We start from the raw sequence: 18213 nt of genomic DNA, 5'->3' as shown, positions 1-18213 counted from the left end.
TCTTCCCCCGATTTTTTCGTTTTTCACTTCCCTCTAATTTTTGTTGTATGCTTCTTTCTCTGTTGTTGCAGGTTGCGAATTCTGTTGGTCTGGCTGTAATGGGTGCCGGTATTGGTGCTGGTCTGGTGGCTTTGGGCGTTGGCCTGGGCATCGGCCGTATCGGTGGTAGCGCTATGGAGGCCATCGGCCGCCAGCCAGAAGCTTCCGGCAAAATTCAAACCGCTATGCTGATCGTAGCGGCTCTGATCGAAGGTCTGGGCTTGTTCGCGGTCGTAGTCTGCCTGCTGATTTCGTTTAACCTCTAGAGCTAGGGGCACTGCCTGAGCAGCCCGCTGCGCGTCGCTTCGGCGCACGGCGCGGCGGGCTGACTTGGCTTTTTTGGGTTGCTGGAGGGGCGCGTACGCCGCCTTTCTTTCTCCTCGATATCCACCCTCCTACCTGAGTATATGGAACTGATAACCCCCAATATTGGCCTGATCTTCTGGCAGCTGGTGATTTTCCTCATCGTGCTGTTCCTGCTGGCCAAGTTTGCCTGGAAACCTATTCTCAGCTCCCTCAAAGAGCGTGAGGATTCCATCGAAAGCGCCCTGCGCATGGCCGACCAGGCTAAGCTGGACATGCAGGAGCTGAAAGCCGGCAACGAAAAGCTGCTGACCGAAGCCCGCATAGAGCGCGACAAGATGATGCAGGAAGCTTCCCAGATGGCCAACCAGCTTATTGAGATGGCCAAAAATAAAGCCACCGAAGAAGGCAGCCGCCTGATCATGCAGGCCCGCGAAGCCATTCAGAACGAAAAGAATGCCGCGCTGACCGAGGTGAAAAACACGGCCGCCAAGCTTTCCATCGACATTGCCGAGCGCATCCTGCGCCGGGAGCTGGCTGATACCAACTCCCAACAGCAGCTCGTCGATTCGTATCTGAAGGAAGTAAAATTGAACTAGTTGTTATCAGTTGCCAGTTGCCGGTTGCCAGTTGCCAGTTGATTTGTAATCAGCAGTTACTTGGAGTCTGGCAACTGGCAACTGGCAACTCGCAACTGAAAACCAATGTCTGAACAACGAGTTGCCTCCCGCTATGCCAAGTCCCTGCTGGATCTGGCCGAGGAGCGTGGGACGCTGGAGCAAGTGAAGGAAGACATGGACCTGTTCCGCAAAACGCTGGACCAGAACCGTGACCTGCGCCTGCTGTTGCGCAACCCCATCGTGAAGCACGATAAAAAGCTGGCTATTCTCAAGGCAATCTTTAGTGGTAAAGTGTCGGAGCTGACGGAGAAGTTTTTCTCCATCGTGACCCAGCACAACCGCGAAAATACCCTGGAATGGGTAGCTACCGAGTTTCAGAGCCAGTACGATTTACGGCGGGGCATGCAGGTCGCCCAGGTGACTACCGCCACCCCGCTCGCTCCCGAGCTGCGCGAAGAACTCAACAAAGTGGTGCGCCGCCAGTCGGGCCTCGAGAACGTAACCCTGCACGAATCGGTTGATGAGTCGCTCATCGGCGGCTTCATCCTGCGCGTGGGCGACCGTCAGCTCGACGAATCGGTGCGCAACAGCTTGCGCAAGCTGCGCAACACCTTCAAAGAGAACCCCTACCAACCCCATCTATAAACAATACCATGGCAGACGTACGTCCGGATGAAGTATCCGCCATCCTGCGGGAGCAGCTGTCCAACTTTAAGACCGAAGCCGAACTCGAAGAGGTTGGTACGGTACTTCAGGTTGGCGACGGTGTAGCCCGCATCTACGGTCTGGGCAATGCCCAGGCGGGGGAGCTGATTGAATTTGAAAATGGCCTGCAGGCCCTGGTGCTGAACCTGGAGGAAGACAACGTAGGGGCCGTAATGCTCGGTGACTACAGCGAAATCCGCGAGGGCGCCACGGTGAAGCGGACCAACAAGATTGCTTCCATCAAAGTCGGCGAAGGCATTATTGGCCGCGTGGTCAACACGCTCGGTCAGCCCATCGACGGCCGCGGCCCGATTGCCGGCGACACCTACGAGATGCCCCTGGAGCGCAAAGCCCCCGGTGTAATCTTCCGCCAGCCGGTAACCGAGCCCATGCAGACCGGTATCAAGGCTATCGACGCCATGATTCCAATCGGCCGGGGCCAGCGTGAGCTGATCATCGGCGACCGTCAGACGGGTAAGTCGACGGTAGCGCTTGACGCTATTCTGAACCAGCGCGAGTTCTTCGAGCGCGGCGAGCCGGTTTTCTGCATCTACGTAGCCGTAGGCCAGAAAGCCTCCACCGTAGCCCAGATCGTGCAGTCGCTGACCAAGGGCGGCGCCATGGATTACACGGTAGTTGTGGCCGCCACCGCCGGCGACCCGGCTCCGATGCAGTTCTTTGCTCCCTTCACCGGTGCCGCCATCGGCGAATTCTTCCGCGATACGGGTCGTCCCGCTCTCGTCGTCTACGACGACTTGTCGAAGCAGGCCGTGGCCTACCGCGAGGTGTCGCTGCTGCTGCGTCGTCCTCCCGGACGTGAGGCTTACCCTGGCGACGTTTTCTACCTGCACAGCCGTCTGTTGGAGCGGGCCGCGAAGATCAACGCGTCCGATACGATTGCGGCCGACATGAACGATTTGCCCGACAGCATTCGGCACATGGTGAAAGGCGGTGGCTCGCTGACGGCGCTGCCGATTATCGAAACCCAGGCCGGGGACGTTTCGGCGTACATCCCAACCAACGTAATTTCGATTACCGACGGGCAGATCTTCCTTGAAACCAACCTCTTTAACTCCGGTGTGCGTCCCGCTATCAACGTGGGTATCTCGGTATCGCGCGTGGGGGGCAACGCCCAGATCAAGTCGATGAAGAAAGTGGCCGGTACGCTGAAGCTCGACCAGGCCCAGTTCCGCGAGCTGGAAGCCTTCGCCAAGTTCGGCTCCGACCTCGACGCCTCGACCAAGCTCACCATTGAGCGCGGCCGTCGCAACCTCGAAATCCTGAAGCAGCCCCAGTTCTCGCCCGTGAAGGTGGAAGACCAGGTCGCCATCATCTACGCCTCCACCAACGGTCTGCTCGACCTGGTGCCGGTGAACAAGGTGCGGGAGTTCGAAACCGAGTTCCGCCAGGTGATGCAGTCGCGCCACCCCGAGGTGCTCAAGTCGCTGAAAGCCGGTAAGCTCGACGACGAGATTACGGGTGCCATCCGTCAGGTCGCCAAAGATCTGTCGGCGGTATACGCCAACAAGTAATTAATAATTAAGAATTAGTAATTAAGAATTGAGGGTTGCGGTCCGGCTGGTTTTCGTCCGACGGCAATTTTTAATTCTTAATTATTAATTACTAATTCCCAACGGAATGGCAAGCTTAAAAGAAGTCCGCAACCGCATTGTATCGGTGCAGAGTACGCAGCAGATCACCAAGGCCATGAAGATGGTGGCGGCGGCCAAGCTGCGGCGCGCCCAGGACAACATCATGCGCATGCGTCCCTACGCCCAGCGGCTCAACAGCATTCTGAGCAACCTGACCGCGCAGGTAGGGGAGGAGATGGAGAGTGATTACACCGCTCAGCGCGAAGTGCGCCGCGTGCTGATCATTGCCATTACTTCCGACCGCGGCCTGGCGGGGGCTTTCAACAGCAACATCTTCAAGGCGGTGAATGCTTTGATTGCCCAGCGCTACGCCGCTCAGGCAGCCGCCGGCAACCTTACGGTGCTGGCTATCGGTAAGCGTGCCCACGAGTATTTCTCGAAGCGCGGTCCGATTCTGGGCAACTACACCCACGTATTCGGGCAGCTGTCGTTTGAAACCGTGCGCGAAGCGGCGGAGCAGGCGATGGAAGGTTTCCGGACCGGCCAGTACGACGAGGTGACCATGGTCTACAACGAGTTCAAGAACGTGGCCACCCAGGTGGTGCAAACCGAGCAGCTGTTGCCCTTGGTACCCGCCGCCGCGCCCGCGACGAGTACGGCTACGTCGAATGTGGACTATATCTTTGAGCCCTCGAAAGAGGAAATCGTGCAGACCCTGATTCCGCAGTCGCTGAAGGTGCAGCTTTACAAGGCCGTACTGGAAAGCAACGCTTCGGAGCACGGGGCCCGCATGACGGCCATGGACAAAGCCACCGAAAATGCCGGGGAGCTGCTCAAGTCGCTCAAGCTAACCTACAACCGCACGCGTCAGGCGGCCATCACCACCGAGATTCTCGAAATCGTGGGTGGGGCCGAGGCCCTGGCCGCCAGCCGGTAGAGGAAGTTTTAGAAGTATGAGAAGGCCCGTCTCCGCCAGGAGGCGGGCCTTTTTTAATGAGCCTTCGGGACCACTGAGTATTATGCCGTGCTTTGCATCATGGGCTGCTTTCCTCTATTCGCTGCCCTGCAGCTCTACTTATCAAACTCCTTACCTCTTATGATGATCCATTCTGTACTCCTGAATTATTGGCCTGGCCGTAAGCCGTGCGCCCGGCGTCTGGGGCCGCTGCTGCTCCTGTGGCTGCTCGGGGCCGCCGCCCACGCCCAGGCACCGACCTGGCAGGCGGCCGTGAGCATGAGCCAGAGCGGCCTTGACTACTCCGCCGTTAAGGCCACGGCTACCGATGCCGGCGGCAATGTGTACCTGGCCGGGCATTTCACGGGTACTGTCAGCTTCGGCACCCTGGCGCTGACCAGCGTCGGCAGCGAAGACATTTTCGTAGCCAAATGGAACCCGGTTGCCAACATCTTCGTGTGGGCGCAGCGGGCCGGCGGGTCGGGCTACGATGCAGTGGGGGCGCTGGTCGTAAGCGGCACGAGCGTGTACGTGGCGGGCAGATTTAGTGGGGCCACCGCCGAATTTGGCGCCAGCACCCTTACCAACACCAGCCCCAACAGCTCCGATGCCTTTGTGGTGAAGCTGGAGGATCAGGGCTTCCGCAGCAGCTTTGTGTGGGCCCAAAGCGCCGGGGGCGCCAACAGCGAATCCGTGACGGCCATGGCCGTGAGTGGAAGTAACCTGTACGTGACAGGGAGCTTCGACAGCACTGGCGCCAAGTTTGGCACCACCTCCCTGTCGCCCGTCGGTGGCGTCTATTCGGACCTGTTCGTGGCCAAGCTGACCGATGCGGGCAGCAGCGGCCGCTTCGCGTGGGCTGAGCGGGCCGGCGGCATCGGGCAGGAGTTGGCCCGGTCCGTGGCCGTGCACGGCACCAGCGTATTCGTGGCCGGGGAATACCGCAGCCCGACGGCGGCCTTTGGCAGCACTACCCTGATCAACAGCAGCGCCAACAACAACGATACCGACGTGTTTGTGACCAAGCTTACCGATGCCGGCAGCAGCGCCGGCTTCACGTGGACCCGGAGTGCCGGCGGCCGGGGCCAGGACGGGGCCACTGCCATTGCCGTAGACGGTACGAGCGTGTACGTAGCCGGCTCCTTCAATAGCGCCCAGGCGGGCTTTGGCGGCCTTACGCTGACCAACGCCGGTTTCGGCTACAATGCCTTTGTGGTCAAGCTTACGGATGCCGGCTCCGCCGCCGGCTTTACCTGGGCGCAGCCCGTGGGCAATGGCCAGCACCCCGCAGTGGCCCAGGCCCTGGCCGTTACCGGCACGGGACTGTACGTGGCCGGCAACTTCTGGGGGTCCACCAGGTTCGGCCCGACTACGCTGCCCGGGCTGGGCAGCGCCGACGTGTTCGTCGCCAAGCTGCTCGACGCCGGCAGCACGGGGAGCTTCGCCTGGGCCCGGCAGGGCGGGGGCTGGGACCACGACTACGCCTACACCCTGACGGTGAGTGGATCAAACGTGTACGTGGGCGGGGAGTACTACAGCCCCACGGCGGATTTCGGCACGCAGACCATTGCCAATCCGACGCGCCACACCGCCTTTTTAGCCTACCTGGATGAGTTGAGCCCGCTCGCCGCCGGCCCGCCGGCAGGGTGGCAAGGAGTGAGCCTGTTTCCCAACCCGGCCCGAGGCCGCACCACCCTGCGGCTGCCGCCTGTAGCAGGTGAACTCACCGCCACGCTCACGGTGCTGGACAACCTGGGCCGCTTGGTACGCACCCAGCCGGTAAGCTGGCCCGCCGCGGGCACTACGGCGGCCGTGGAGCTGACGGGGCTCCCGCCGGGGCTGTATCAGCTACGGGTGTACGCCGGCAGCCGGCAGGTGAGCCGTCGGCTGGTCGTGGAGTAGAAGGGTGAAATTCACATAGGCCCGCTTCCACAAGGAGGCGGGCCTTTTTTGGGTAGAGAGGCGACCCTTCGCGTCTCGGCTTTAAACGATGACAGCCGGGCATAAAGACGCGTATTCGCGTCTCCATCGTTGGACGACAATCGTCCGGACGGCGCGGCCAAGTGAGACGCGAATCCGCGTCTCAACAATCGTTCAGCCGGGGTGCTACCGAAGCTTGCTGTAGGCCCGCCGGGCCAGCTCTTTGCTCGGCTGCGGAATTTCGGGCGCCTGCGCCAGCAACTCCCGCAGTCGCTCGGGCGTCAGGTCGGTGAAATCCTTGATGACCAGCAGCGGGGCCTGGAAGTCGGCGGGCTTGAGCGAGGAGGCCACGGCTACTACGCGCATACCGGCCCGGTAGGCGGCCTGCTCCCCCAGCACGGCATCCTCAAACACGAGGCAGTGCTCGGGCGGCACGCCCAGCTTCCGGGCGGCGGCGGCGAAGGTGTCGCCGTGCGGCTTGCCCTGGGCCACGTCGTCTTTGCCGATGATGACGTCGAAGTACTGCCGCAGCCCGAGGTGGTCGAGGATGTAGGAGATGGTTTCCGCGCCGGAGCCGGTGCCCAGGGCCAGGCGGAACCCGGCCGCCCGGGCGGCTTGCAGAAACGCGGTGAGGCCGGCGGTTTCGCGGCGGTGCTTCCAGTAGAGCGTGCGGTACAGGAATTCGCGCTGGGTGGCGTACTCCTCCAGCTTCTTCTTCGGGACGGGGCTCGTGAAAACGGTTTTGAGAATGTTCGAGGCCGGCATCCCGTTCAGGCGCCGGAGCAGCCGGGCCGCGTTGGTGGTCAGGCCCAGGTCGCGGAACAGCAGCTGAAAGGCCCGGGCCTGGTAGCGGGTATTGTCGATGACGACGCCGTCAAGGTCGAAGATCAGGGCGTGGGGGAAGGGCGGTGTGGACATAGGAGGGAAGAATTAAACAGCCCGTCATGCCGAGCATGTGGCGCATCGAGCCAGGGGCCGAGGCATCTCGCGTGCTGATGGTGAGTCGCCAACCCTATTACGTCTGTCATCCTGAGCAAAGCGAAGGACCTTCCTCTTCCGGCCCTGTAAAGCTTTTTTCAACGAGTCAACCCAATGCCGTTGCAGGGTGGGACGCCGCTCAATTAACAGGGTTGTGAGCTAAAGCAGGAAGGTCCTTCGTTTTACTCAGGATGACAGACGATTTTAAAGGAGTAGCCTCAAAATGGCAGTCCGCGAGATGATTCGGCGGTGCCTCTGCATGACGTGCTGTAAGCGTCAGGGTTGCCGCCCCGGCTATTTTAGCTGCCGGCACCCTAATTCCGGACGCGGGCTGTTACCTTTGCAGTCGCCCTGGGAAGTATTGCTTTTGCAAGCAGAGAACCAAGGGTAGAAAGCCAGTTCTCCTCAGCTGAGGAGGAAAACTGGTTTTTTAGCTTTGGTGAGGCAGTATCCTGTCTGTTCCTGACCTTAATGTCGCTACTGATTTGAAGAAGAGCCTGTTCCTGCTGCTGGCCGCCGCGCTGGCCGCGCCCGTTTTTGGGCAGAAGAAAGCCGCGCCGCTGAGCCGCCCCAGGCTGGTGGTGGGCATCGTGGTAGACCAGATGCGCTACGACTACCTCTACCGCTACTGGAATAAGTATGGCACCGGTGGTTTCCGGCGGCTGCTGGGCGAAGGCTTCAGCTACGAAAACACCCACTACAACTTCGTGCCCACCTACACCGGGCCGGGCCACGCCAGCATTTACACCGGCACCACTCCGTCGATGCACGGCATCGTAGGCAACAACTGGTTTGTGCGCGAAGAAGGTAAGGGCACCTACGTGACGGAGGACAAAACCGTGCAGGCCGTGGGCGGTACGGCCGCGGCGGGGCAGATGTCGCCGCGCCATATGCTCACCACTACCATCACCGACGAGCTGCGGCTGGCCTCAAACTTCCAGAGCAAGGTAATCGGGGTGTGCATCAAGGACCGGGGCTCTATTCTGCCCGCCGGCCACGCCGCCAACGCCGCCTACTGGTACGACGGCTCCAACGGCGCCTTCATCAGCAGCACCTACTACCAGCCCGCCCTGCCCGAGTGGGTGACGCGCTTCAACGGCGAGCAGCGCGCCGCCCGCTACCTCGACCAGCCCTGGGAAACGCTGCTGCCCATCGGCCAGTACACCGAAAGCACGGCCGACGACGTGCCCTGGGAAGCTACGTTCAAGGGCGAGGCCCAGCCGGTATTCCCCCACAACCTGCCCGCCCTGAGCGCCGGGGCCCCGGCGGCCGTGCAGGGCGCGCTGAAAGCCGAGGGCGAAAAGGCTCCCGTGGCCACGCCCCGCAACCTGGACCTGATCCGGTCCACGCCCTTCGGCAACTCCCTCACCCTCGACTTTGCCCTCGAAGCCGTGCGGGCCGAGCAGCTGGGCCAGCGCGGCCAGACCGACTTCCTGGCCCTGAGCTTTTCCTCCACCGACTACATAGGCCACCAGTTCGGCACCACGGCCATCGAAACCGAGGACACTTACCTGCGCCTCGACCAGGATATTGCCCGCCTGCTGACTTACCTCGACAAAACCGTGGGCAAGGGCCAGACGCTGGTGTTCCTGTCGGCCGACCACGGCGCGGCCAGCTCCCCGAACTTTATGCGCGAGCACAAGCTGCCCGCCGGCTCGGTGGGCCCGGCCCTGATGCGCGACTCTATTCAGCAGGCGCTGACGAAGCGGCACGGTCCCGGCCAGTGGGTGCTGGCCTACGAGAATCAGCAGGTATACCTCAACCGCCCCCTCATTGCCCGGCAGAAGCTGAATCTGCGCACGGTGCAGGATGAGGTGGTGGACATTGCCGTGGCCCTCAGCGGCGTGAACCGCGCCATCGCGGCCGACGATCTGCAGAAGTCGCACTGGGAAAGCGGGATGCTGATGTACCTGGAAAACGGCTTCTTCCCCAACCGCAGCGGCGACGTGATGGTGGTGCTGCAGCCCGGCTGGCTCGAATCGTACACGTATCCGGTGAGTAAGGGCACCACCCACGGCTCTTTGAACAACTACGACACCCACGTGCCCCTCCTTTTCTGGGGTTGGCACGTAAAGCACGGCGAATCCAGCGTGGTGGCCAAAATTACGGATGTGGCCGCCACCCTGGCGCGCCTGCTCCACCTGCAGGAACCCAACGGCTGCACCGGCACGCCGCTGCTGGAAGTGCTCAAATAGCTGGTTTTTGGGTATTGGTTTTTTGTTTTTGGAGCAGACGCGACAGTGTCTGGCCTCTGATTCCCAAAAAACCAATACCCAAAAACCAAAAACCAAAAACCAACTCAAATAACGAATAATGGCTCATTTTAACCCCTGGCACGATGTAGAGCGCGGCGAAAACGCTCCGGCCATCGTCAATGGCATCATCGAAATTCCCAAAGGCAGCAAAGGCAAGTACGAGCTGGATAAGGACAGCGGCATGCTCAAGCTGGACCGCGTGCTGTTCTCGGCCGTGCACTACCCGGCCGCCTACGGCTTCATCCCCCAGACCTACTGCGACGACAAAGATCCACTCGATATTCTCGTTATCTGCTCCGTCGACATCGTGCCCATGTGCCTGGTCGATGCCAAGGTAATCGGGGTGATGCAGATGATTGACGGCGACGAGGAAGACGATAAAATCATTGCCGTGGCCGCCAACGACATTTCGGTGAACCACTACAACGACATCTCCGACCTGCCCCCGCACACGCTGCTGGAAATGCGCCGCTTTTTCGAAGACTACAAAGCCCTGGAGCACAAGCAGGTGACCGTGGAGCAGTTCCTGGGCCGCGAAGATGCCTACCGGATCATCGAGGACAGCATCACGCTCTATCACGAGACGTTCGCGAAGGATGCCGACGGCGCTACCGTGACCGTGGAAAGCCTGAAAGCGTAAGTGAACGATGTCGAGACGCGACACTTCGCATCCCGGCGTTGAACGGTGCCGGGGGAACGGCGCGAACGAGGAGACGCGAAGTAGCACGTCTCTACCTCGTTATGATAACCTTAAAACCCTGAAACCAGCTTGGTTTCGGGGTTTTTTCGTCAGGCCGAACCGGCCGGGTCGGATACAACCACGACCCCGGAGAAATGGAGCTGCCGGCGCTGATGCTGGGCCGGTACCTGACCTCGGGGCATTTTGGGGAAGCCACCTTTGAGAACTGGTAAAGCAAGTTCCTGTCCATCGTGACCATAGTGGGGCTGTCCGTTTTCCTGCGGCAGCAGGGCTCGCCCCAGTCCAAGCCCGTGAATGCGCCCCACGCCGAAACCGGCAAATAGGCCCGGGGCCTTACCTTCGTCCACCGGCGCTCCTCGTCCTCGTGGCCCGCTGCCTGCCGTTCGGAACCATGCGCGAGTTTAGCGACCAGCCGCCGTTGGCTACTTCTTTTCTGCCTCCCGTGTTTCGGCGCGGGCTCGATGCCGTGCTCTACAGCAGCCTGCTGGTAGCGGCGGCGGCCACGGGCCTGACCTGGGCGACCTTTCTGTTCTGGCAGGACCAGATTCCGGTCCGTCTCGGCGCTTTGGTGTTCACGGCTACGCTGTTTCTCTACAACATCGACAGCGTGCTGCCCTACAAACACCGGCAGCAGGCCGTGCTGTCGGCGCGTAAGCGGTGGATGCTGCGGCACCGGCGGGCCTTATTGCTGCTGGCCCTGAGTAGCCTGGCCGGGGCGCTGGGGCTGTTCTGGGCGGATGGCTGGCAGCCGCTGACGTTGTTTCTCGCGCACCTGACCGCCATATCCCTGCTCTATTCCACTCCGGTAGTGCGCCGGCACGGCCGCTGGTGGGCGCTGCGCGACCTGCCCCTGCTCAAGATTTTCCTGATTGCCTACGTCTGGTCGGCCGTCACGGTGTGGGTGCCGGCGCTGCACCTGGGCAAAGCACTCCGCGAGCCGGCAGTAGGGGTACTGTTTGCCCGGCGGTTTTTCTTTATCCTGAACCTGGCGCTGATCTTCGACATCCGCGACTTTACCAAGGACCGACTCAGTGGTACCCGCACGTTTCCGGGCCTGTTCGGACTGCGGGCCACGAAGTGGCTGGGGCTGGCTTTTCTCGTGGTTTCGGCCCTGCTGCTGCCGCCGGGCGTGTCGGCACCCCACGTGCTGGTGCTCACGGTGCCCACGCTGCTGGCGGGCGTCATCATCTGGTTCGCCGAGGAAACCCGGCCCGACTACTACTTCGCCCTGCTGGCCGACGGGCTGATGCTGGTGCAGTTCCTGGTGGCGTATTGGGTTGCGTAAGCCAGCGGCTAGCAGAAGCACGGCTGGCAGAAGTCTGAAGCCGCCACCGGCGGCGCGACTTCCCGCCCCAGGCCCGCGGCAAGTCTCCAGACTTGCGGAACCGGGGCTGTTGCGTCAGCTGTCAAAAGTCGCGCCGCCGGTGGCGGCTTCAGACCCCAGGCCCGCGGCAAGTCTCCCGACTGGCGGAATATCCCCCGCAATTTCTTATCCGGCATCCAGTAGTCGGCAGCTAGACCGGCTTCTGTTCAGCTGCGCTTCAGCGGCCGTCAGTCTGGAGACTGACCTCGTGTTCGAGGCGGGAAGTCGCGCCGCCGGTGGCGGCTTCAGACTTCTGCCAGTGCGCTACCTGTCAGCCGCTGTAGCTGCCGCTAGAATGTTTCGGGCGCGGTCAGCTCCTGAAAAGCGGGGCCCAGGTAATCAATAAGGTCGCCGGCCACCAGACTGGCTTCCCCGGTTTTCTGGGCGGCCAGGTCGCCGGCGCGGCCGTGGGCGTACATGCCCAGCAGGGCCGCATCGAGGGGCGACAGGTGCTGGGCCCGCAGGGCGGTGAGGACGCCGGTGAGCACGTCGCCGCTGCCGCCGGTGGCCATGCCGGGGTTGCCGGTGGGGTTGAAGTAAAGCGCCCCGACCGGCGTGCCCAGGCAGGAGTAGGCTCCTTTCAGAATCACGTAGCACCTATGTTTTTGGCAGAAGGCGCGCAGCAGCTCCAGGCGATGGTAGTCGTCGCGGGCGGGGCCGGCGAGGCGCTCGAACTCTTTGGGGTGGGGCGTCAGCAGCGAGTCGGGGGGGAGCAGGGCCAGCAACCCGGGGTTGGCGCCCAGCAGGTTCAGCGCGTCGGCGTCCAGCACCAGCGGCACCTTTGCTTCGCGCAACAGCTTTGCCAGCATCTGCTTCGTTGCTGCTTCCTGGCCCAGGCCGGGGCCGATGCCAATAGCGGAATAAGACTTCAAATCGGGCAGCTCCGTCACGAAATCGGCGGTCGGGTCGGCGAGGACCATGGCCTCCGGCGCGGCGGTTTGCAAAATGGCGTAGCCTATGGCCGGCCCGCGCACCGTGAGCAGGCCCACTCCGCTGCGCAGGCAGGCGCGGGCCGCCAGCACGGCCGCGCCTGTTTTTCCGACGCTACCGGCCAGCAGCAGCGCATGGCCATAGGTACCCTTATGGGCGAAGGTGGCCCGGCGCGGCAGCTTACCGGCCAGCAGCGGGGCGTCTACGAGGTGCATTTCGCTGGCCACCTGCGCCATGAAATGCGGACTGAGCCCAATGGGCAGCACGTGCCAGCGGCCCACGAAGCCGACGTTCTGCGGCAGCAGAAAAGCCAGCTTGGGCCGCTCAAAGCTAACCGTGTGCCGGGCCCGCACCACCGGGCTGCCCGCCGGCTGGGACGCATCGGCCAGCAATCCGGAAGGAATATCCAGCGCAATGACCCGCGCCCGGGCCTGATTGAGGTGCTGCACTACCGCCGCGGCGGCGTCCGTCAGCGGGCGGGTCAGGCCCGTGCCAAACAGGGCATCGACTACCAGGGCCCCGGGCACAATAACGGGTAGCGCCGCCGGGTCTAATTCCGTCACCGGCAAGAGGGGCAAACGCTGGCGGTTCAGGCTGAAATCAGCGGAGTATTTGGCGGCGACCAGGCTATATACGCGCACCAGGTAGCCGCGCTGGTGCAGCAACCGGGCGGCCGCCAGCCCGTCGCCGCCATTGTTGCCGGGGCCGCAGAACACCAGGATTCCGCCGGCTTCGGTCGGGGTCTGGCGGGCCGTAAGCCAGTCGGTGAAGGCGGTGGCGGCGCGCTCCATCAGCGCGGCCGAGGTGATGCCCTGTTCCTGGAGGGTGGCCAGGTCGGCCTGGCGGGTCTGGGCGGCGGTGAGAAGCTTCATAGCGGAAGGATACTGGGACAGGCAGGAATACCTGGTTTGGCCGCACTTCCAACGGGAGGGGCAGGTGGGAGACAATAAAAATTGGGTTTTTGGGGTCCCGTTAGGCGCTCTTTGTTCTTACCACTTGCGCTTACTGATGTCCGGAAAGATACTTTTTCTACCCGGCTCCTTGTGCTGGGTACCAACCCAAAGCCCGAACCGGCAGCCCTGGTCAGCAACGACGTGTCGGTGGATGCGATGGTGTACCACCCGCGCACCACGTACCGGGGCGGCCGCCCGGACTGGGTGTTCAGCCCCGGCCGCCGACCCGTAGCCGTGGCCAGGCCGGCATCCGTGGGCTACCCGTGCCTGATTCTGGCCTATGCCGCCGCGGAGGACCTGACCCGGGCCGTGCCCGTGGATGTAGTGGAGCTACAAAGCCCGCAGGACCAGAAGGCGCTGGCGCTGCCCAGGGGCAACTATACCGTGGTGGCGAAAGACCACACCGGCAATACCCGGACGTGGACGGTGAAAAACTAGCCCGCCGCGGGGAGCGGACCGGCAGTTCCTAAAACTTCCCGTCGGGCCCCCGCGTTTGCAAGGGAACCCCTGACTTTAAACCCCAACTATATGCAAACCTGGAACGACGTAATCCGGCTGGCTAACCACGGCAGCCCGGCCCCCGAGCGGCGGGTGGAAAAAACCGATGCCGAGTGGAAAGCCCAGCTCACGGCCGAGCAGTACCACGTTACGCGGCAGCACGGTACCGAGCGGGCCTTCACGGGCGAGTACTGCGAGGCGCACGAAGCCGGCCTCTACGCCTGCGTGTGCTGCGGCACCCCGCTTTACGACTCGCGCACCAAGTTCGAGAGTGGTACGGGCTGGCCCAGCTTCACCCAGCCGGTGCAGGACAACGCCATCCGGTACAAGAAAGACGTCAGCTTCGGCATGACCCGGGTGGAAGCGCTGTGCAACACCTGCGACGCCCACCAGGGCCACGTCTTCCCCGACGGTCCGGCCCCAAGCGGGCTGCGGCTGTGCATCAACTCGGCCGCCGTGAAGCTGGTGGCGGAAGCCAAGGAAACCGTTTATTAGACTGGCCGGGGCAGGTAGCTGCTTGTCCCGATAAGTATTTGAGCGGCGGCCGGACCTGTTCCGGCCGCCGTTTTTATGCCCGGATTACCCACCCGTTTCGTGGCGTCCTGGGTTAAGCGCGGCTAAGCCGCTCCCTTCGACCCGGCGGCCGGCTCTTCGGATCTGAGAATTCTCGCTTACCTGCTTTTATGAAACACTTTACCCTGAAATACTTTACGCTATTGGCTTGCTGGTTCAGCTTGCTGACGCTCCCGGTTCAGGCCCAAACCAATATGCAAACCCCGCAGCCCCTCAGCTCGCTGGAAACTGTTGGCATCCCGCGGCCGGAAACGCTGGTGCCGATGGGCCGGCGCGCGGCTACCGTGGCCCAGCTGCAGCAGCGTCTGCGGCAACGCTACATAGCCGGTACTAACAGCTGGCAGAATGAAACCCGCCATGTATACTCCCAGTACGGCACCTTCAACCTGTATGGCTTCCTAAGGAGCGAACTGTGGATTGATGCCGCGTGGCGGGGGTTCAGTGAAAATCTTCGGCACTACAACGCCAGCGCGCAACTCGTGTCCGATACGCTTTTGGTGCTTGCCCGGCCACCGGCCGAGCAGCGTGTTTGGGCGTACGGCTATACGTATACCAATAGTCGGTTGACCCAAGTCAACGGGTTCTTTAATCAAGGTAATCCAACCTGGCACCTAAGCCAACGGACAACCCTGAGCTATAACGCTGCCGGGCAGTTGACACAATTCCTGGCGGTAAGCATTTCGCAGAGCGGGGTATCTGAACTGTATGAACAGGCTTTCTACACCTATAACAGCCAGGGGCAGCTGGAAATCTTCGATTATCAGCGGGTAGATGCCACTGGTGCCTGGCAGCCCGGCAGCAAAATATTTTACACCTACAATCCGCAGGGCAACGTTCAGCAAACCCGCAGTCAGCATATTGCCACTAGCAGCGGCCTGCTTCAGAATTTCCAACGGGAGACCTACCAGTACGCCGCGGCCGGGAAGCTGGCTACAAAGCAGATTGAGGAATGGAACGGCAGCGCCTGGCGTACCTGGGGGCAGAACCTGTACACCTATGACGCGCAGGGCAACGTGCTGTCAGACTACGGGCAGGACTGGACCGGCACCAGCTTCCAGGATGGCTACCGCGACCTGTATACCTACGCCCAGATAACCAGTGTGCGGCCAACGGCCACTCCCCGGGTTGCTTTGACGGTGTCGCCCAATCCGGTGCAGGGCCAGGCCGTGCTGCACTATGAGCTGCCGGCCTCGGCTACCGCGGGAACAGTTGATATCCTGGATGCTACCGGGCGCTGGGTAGCTACAGCGAAATTGCTGGCTGGTCGCGCCCCGGAAATACGCTTGCCTACCACCGCGTTGCCGCCCGGACTTTAGATGGTGCGCCTGCGGGCCGGTAAGCTGACGGGGCAGACCCGCCTGGTGATTCCGTAAGCCGGTAAACGCTAAAGCAGCTTTCGAGTCAGTGTACAGAAAGATTGTAGGGGCGGGGCTGGCCCCCGCCCGCCTTTCGCGCCGCGGCAACGATGGTCGGGCAACGACGGCCGGGGGCCAGCCCCGCCCCTACCTGTTTAAACCGGTACACCGGCTTGTAAACAGCTACTAATCCGGTCAAACCGCCGTCGACCCTGGGCCGGCGGCAGTTTTTGCTGGGGCGGTTGCCGAAAAACTGCCGACTTTCGCACCCCCGCCCGCGGCGGTGCGTTTTAGGCTTTGAGCCTGCCGCCTGGTTCTGCCCCGGCCGGCCTTTTCGTAAATTTGCTGGCTTTCCTGTTCCACCCTTACTTCCCACCCGTCATGTCTTTGCTCTTCACTGATTTTGCTTCGTGGCAGGCCCACTGCGCCGCCACCGGCGAGCCGCTTTACCAGCCCGTGCTGGACTACGAAATCGAGCAGAAAGGCCGCACCGAAGCCGAAATCTGGACCGGCCTGCAGCGCGCCTACGACGTGATGCGCGACGCCGTGCACACCGGCCTGACCGAGGACATGACCTCCCGCTCGGGCATGATAAACAACGGGGCCAAGAAGATTGCGGCCTCGCCCATCACGGTTTTGTCGCCGGAGTTCAAAAGCCTGATTGTGCGGGCGCTGGGCGCCAAGGAGGTCAACTCGTGCATGGGCCGGGTGGTGGCCGCGCCCACGGCCGGGGCCTCGGGCATCCTGCCCGGCGTGCTGGTCACGCTCCAGGACTTACATAAGCTCGACGACCACAAGATTCTGGAAGGGCTGTTGGTAGCGGCCGGTATTGCCCTCATCATCGAGCAGAATGCTTCCCTGGCCGGGGCCGTAGGCGGCTGCCAGGCCGAAACCGGCAGCGCGGCCGCCATGGGCTCGGGCGCCATCGTGTACTGCCTGGGCGGCGACGTGGACCTGACCTTCGCGGCGGTGGCCATTACCATTCAGTGCATGCTGGGCCTGATCTGCGACCCGGTGGCGGGACTGGTGGAAGTGCCCTGCGTGGTGCGCAACGCTTCGGCCGCCGCTATTGCCTTCAGCTCGGCCCAGATTGCCATTGCCGGCGTCAACCCCGTCATTCCCGTGGATCAGTGCGTGGCGGCGCTGGGCGAAGTAGGGCAAAGCATGGAAACCCGCTACAAGGAAACCGCCCTCGGTGGCCTGGCCAACACCACCCGCGGCCGCGAAATCGAGAAGATGGTGCTGGTGCAGGACGTGAACATCCTGCCCGACGAAGACTAGCGGCTGCGCCTTCCGTTTATAGGTCACTTGTAACGCGCAGCTGCACTTCGCAGCGCATTGCTGACGGTGGCTTCGCAATCGGGCAGCCAGTCGCGAAGTACAACTTCGCGTTACCCCGGGCTACTGGGTCCGGCGGTTGTTGCCGATGGCCTTCAGATCCGGCGACATGGTGAGCTTGGCCAGGTACTGAATGGCATTGGCATAGCGGGCGCGCAACGCCTGATACTCGTCCCAGGCGGCTGCCCGCTCCTCTTTCAGGAGTACGCCGGCCTGCTCCAGCTGGTCGTGGGTCTGAAAAAAGTCCCGGCGCGTGGGGTCCTCCACCGGGTCCGCCTCAGTTATCAGATTGTTAGGCTCCGCGTGGGCGCGGTCCTCAAAATAGCGGCTGATACGGTTGATGGCAATGCAGCCGGCTTTAAAGCACAGCTCCATCTGCTGGTCGCGCGGCTGCTCCACGGAGCTGATGACGACGGCGGCGGCGTCGAGGATGATGCTGGCGGCCGTAACCCAGGAGCGCCCCGGCTGCGGGGAGCGAAAAAACGACAGGATCGGCAGGGAGGTGTGCGTTTCCTCAATTTCCACGAACCACTCTTCCCACTGTTCCCACTGGGGGCCGTCGTCGGCCAGGGAGCCGGTGCGGTTCAGCCAGATGATAAGCTCGGTGGCGGTGTGGTTGGTGCCGCAGCGCAGCTCCAGCCGGGCCACCACCAGCTCGCGCCGGGTGAAGGCCTGGTACATGGTAGGCAGGTAGGAAATCAGCAGCGTAATCAGCAGCAGCCCAAACGTGGCTTCCGAATAGGAGGCAATGCTCCCGGGCAAAGTAGCCGCCTTCACCGACCCCAGCGTGAGCACCGAGTTGCTGCTCAGAACGTAGCTGGTGACCAGGCTGCCCTCGCCCAGGGCCCACAGAATGCCGGTGTAGCCAATGGACAACAGGATAAGCCACACTACGGGCAGCATAACGAGCCCTATCGGCGCGTACATCGACATGACCCGGTCGCGCTGAGCGTAGGTTTTTTTGGAAGCGGCCAGCGCGCTGAACAGGTGCCGGATGCCCATAAACACCCAGTTATTGATCAGCACCGACTCGTTGCGGGGGAGCACGAACGAGCGGATGGCGGCCAGAACGGTGCTGAACACCAGAAATACGCCGACCCCAAAGGCCAGCACGCGCAATAATACGTCGAGCATAG

The 18213-nt window shown here is 62.3% G+C and carries 17 protein-coding genes and 1 pseudogene; 15 read left to right on the top strand and 3 right to left on the bottom strand.

Annotated features, from left to right (window positions below; genetic code table 11):
• Positions 1–47: 47 nt before the first annotated feature.
• The 6 genes from atpE (at position 48) to ABD833_RS06140 (ending at position 6116) form a co-directional block, all read left to right on the top strand.
• Positions 48–305 (top strand): ATP synthase F0 subunit C, encoded by a 258-nt coding sequence (gene atpE, locus ABD833_RS06165; RefSeq protein ID WP_100338570.1) that lies wholly within the window; start codon positions 48–50, stop codon positions 303–305.
• Between the two features lie 141 nt (positions 306–446).
• Positions 447–941, top strand: a complete 495-nt coding sequence (locus tag ABD833_RS06160; RefSeq protein WP_345071688.1) for a F0F1 ATP synthase subunit B — start codon at positions 447–449, stop codon at positions 939–941.
• Between the two features lie 105 nt (positions 942–1046).
• Positions 1047–1607, top strand: coding sequence for an ATP synthase F1 subunit delta (gene atpH, locus ABD833_RS06155; RefSeq protein ID WP_345071686.1), 561 nt, complete (start codon positions 1047–1049; stop codon positions 1605–1607).
• Between the two features lie 8 nt (positions 1608–1615).
• Entirely contained in the window at positions 1616–3199 is a 1584-nt protein-coding gene (atpA, locus tag ABD833_RS06150; protein WP_345071685.1) for a F0F1 ATP synthase subunit alpha, read from the top strand.
• Positions 3200–3305: 106 nt separating this feature from the next.
• Positions 3306–4196, top strand: coding sequence for an ATP synthase F1 subunit gamma (gene atpG / locus ABD833_RS06145; protein WP_345071684.1), 891 nt, complete (start codon positions 3306–3308; stop codon positions 4194–4196).
• Positions 4197–4355: 159 nt separating this feature from the next.
• Positions 4356–6116: a T9SS type A sorting domain-containing protein gene (locus ABD833_RS06140; RefSeq protein WP_345071682.1), complete on the top strand. Its 1761-nt coding sequence runs from the start codon at positions 4356–4358 to the stop codon at positions 6114–6116.
• A 204-nt stretch (positions 6117–6320) separates the two neighbouring features.
• On the opposite strand, the gene ABD833_RS06135 is transcribed toward ABD833_RS06140, so the two are convergent.
• Positions 6321–7052: an HAD family hydrolase gene (locus tag ABD833_RS06135; RefSeq protein WP_345071680.1), complete on the bottom strand. Its 732-nt coding sequence runs from the start codon at positions 7050–7052 to the stop codon at positions 6321–6323.
• Positions 7053–7597: 545 nt separating this feature from the next.
• Here ABD833_RS06135 and pafA point away from each other — a divergent pair.
• The 5 genes and pseudogenes from pafA to ABD833_RS06110 all read left to right on the top strand — a co-directional run bounded on the left by pafA (position 7598) and on the right by ABD833_RS06110 (position 11352).
• Positions 7598–9307 (top strand): alkaline phosphatase PafA, encoded by a 1710-nt coding sequence (gene pafA / locus ABD833_RS06130; RefSeq protein WP_345071679.1) that lies wholly within the window; start codon positions 7598–7600, stop codon positions 9305–9307.
• 118 nt (positions 9308–9425) lie between these two features.
• Positions 9426–10007 (top strand): inorganic diphosphatase, encoded by a 582-nt coding sequence (locus ABD833_RS06125; protein WP_345071678.1) that lies wholly within the window; start codon positions 9426–9428, stop codon positions 10005–10007.
• Positions 10008–10177: 170 nt separating this feature from the next.
• Positions 10178–10279 (top strand): annotated as a pseudogene (locus ABD833_RS06120) (DUF6766 family protein); the annotation flags it as partial.
• 9 nt (positions 10280–10288) lie between these two features.
• Positions 10289–10390, top strand: coding sequence for a DUF6766 family protein (locus ABD833_RS06115; protein ID WP_345072001.1), 102 nt, complete (start codon positions 10289–10291; stop codon positions 10388–10390).
• Positions 10391–10458: 68 nt separating this feature from the next.
• Positions 10459–11352, top strand: a complete 894-nt coding sequence (locus tag ABD833_RS06110) for a UbiA family prenyltransferase (protein WP_345071676.1) — start codon at positions 10459–10461, stop codon at positions 11350–11352.
• Between the two features lie 368 nt (positions 11353–11720).
• On the opposite strand, the gene ABD833_RS06105 is transcribed toward ABD833_RS06110, so the two are convergent.
• On the bottom strand, positions 11721–13232 hold the full coding sequence (locus ABD833_RS06105) for an NAD(P)H-hydrate dehydratase (RefSeq protein WP_345071675.1): 1512 nt from the start codon (positions 13230–13232) through the stop codon (positions 11721–11723).
• 171 nt (positions 13233–13403) lie between these two features.
• Here ABD833_RS06105 and ABD833_RS06100 point away from each other — a divergent pair, with 171 nt between their 5' ends.
• The 4 genes from ABD833_RS06100 (at position 13404) to sdaAA (ending at position 17020) form a co-directional block, all read left to right on the top strand.
• On the top strand, positions 13404–13751 hold the full coding sequence (locus tag ABD833_RS06100) for a hypothetical protein (RefSeq protein ID WP_345071674.1): 348 nt from the start codon (positions 13404–13406) through the stop codon (positions 13749–13751).
• Positions 13752–13841: 90 nt separating this feature from the next.
• Positions 13842–14306 carry a peptide-methionine (R)-S-oxide reductase MsrB gene (msrB, locus tag ABD833_RS06095; protein ID WP_345071673.1) on the top strand — a complete coding sequence of 155 codons (465 nt, stop codon included), beginning with the start codon at positions 13842–13844 and terminating at the stop codon, positions 14304–14306.
• Between the two features lie 188 nt (positions 14307–14494).
• Positions 14495–15700 (top strand): hypothetical protein, encoded by a 1206-nt coding sequence (locus ABD833_RS06090; RefSeq protein WP_345071671.1) that lies wholly within the window; start codon positions 14495–14497, stop codon positions 15698–15700.
• Between the two features lie 420 nt (positions 15701–16120).
• Positions 16121–17020, top strand: coding sequence for an L-serine ammonia-lyase, iron-sulfur-dependent, subunit alpha (gene sdaAA, locus ABD833_RS06085; RefSeq protein WP_345071670.1), 900 nt, complete (start codon positions 16121–16123; stop codon positions 17018–17020).
• A gap of 120 nt (positions 17021–17140) precedes the next feature.
• Here the strand turns inward: sdaAA and ABD833_RS06080 are convergent, their stop codons facing one another.
• Positions 17141–18211 carry a hypothetical protein gene (locus ABD833_RS06080; protein ID WP_345071669.1) on the bottom strand — a complete coding sequence of 357 codons (1071 nt, stop codon included), beginning with the start codon at positions 18209–18211 and terminating at the stop codon, positions 17141–17143.
• Positions 18212–18213 lie beyond the last annotated feature (2 nt).

Origin of the sequence: Hymenobacter fastidiosus, assembly GCF_039539565.1 — a bacterium.
In the GTDB taxonomy this organism is placed as follows: domain Bacteria; phylum Bacteroidota; class Bacteroidia; order Cytophagales; family Hymenobacteraceae; genus Hymenobacter; species Hymenobacter fastidiosus.
Note: the sequence above shows the minus strand (reverse complement) of the source record. Positions and strands in the feature narration are given on the sequence as shown.

Coding starts and splice junctions, on each gene's coding strand:
- ABD833_RS06110 (WP_345071676.1), top strand. CDS start 10,459: ATGCGCGAGTTTAGCGACCAGCCGCCGTTGGCTACTTCTTTTCTGCCT.
- ABD833_RS06105 (WP_345071675.1), bottom strand. CDS start 13,232: ATGAAGCTTCTCACCGCCGCCCAGACCCGCCAGGCCGACCTGGCCACC.
- msrB (WP_345071673.1), top strand. CDS start 13,842: ATGCAAACCTGGAACGACGTAATCCGGCTGGCTAACCACGGCAGCCCG.
- ABD833_RS06160 (WP_345071688.1), top strand. CDS start 447: ATGGAACTGATAACCCCCAATATTGGCCTGATCTTCTGGCAGCTGGTG.
- ABD833_RS06135 (WP_345071680.1), bottom strand. CDS start 7,052: ATGTCCACACCGCCCTTCCCCCACGCCCTGATCTTCGACCTTGACGGC.
- atpH (WP_345071686.1), top strand. CDS start 1,047: ATGTCTGAACAACGAGTTGCCTCCCGCTATGCCAAGTCCCTGCTGGAT.
- atpG (WP_345071684.1), top strand. CDS start 3,306: ATGGCAAGCTTAAAAGAAGTCCGCAACCGCATTGTATCGGTGCAGAGT.
- ABD833_RS06140 (WP_345071682.1), top strand. CDS start 4,356: ATGATGATCCATTCTGTACTCCTGAATTATTGGCCTGGCCGTAAGCCG.
- ABD833_RS06080 (WP_345071669.1), bottom strand. CDS start 18,211: ATGCTCGACGTATTATTGCGCGTGCTGGCCTTTGGGGTCGGCGTATTT.
- ABD833_RS06125 (WP_345071678.1), top strand. CDS start 9,426: ATGGCTCATTTTAACCCCTGGCACGATGTAGAGCGCGGCGAAAACGCT.
- atpE (WP_100338570.1), top strand. CDS start 48: ATGCTTCTTTCTCTGTTGTTGCAGGTTGCGAATTCTGTTGGTCTGGCT.
- sdaAA (WP_345071670.1), top strand. CDS start 16,121: ATGTCTTTGCTCTTCACTGATTTTGCTTCGTGGCAGGCCCACTGCGCC.
- ABD833_RS06090 (WP_345071671.1), top strand. CDS start 14,495: ATGAAACACTTTACCCTGAAATACTTTACGCTATTGGCTTGCTGGTTC.
- atpA (WP_345071685.1), top strand. CDS start 1,616: ATGGCAGACGTACGTCCGGATGAAGTATCCGCCATCCTGCGGGAGCAG.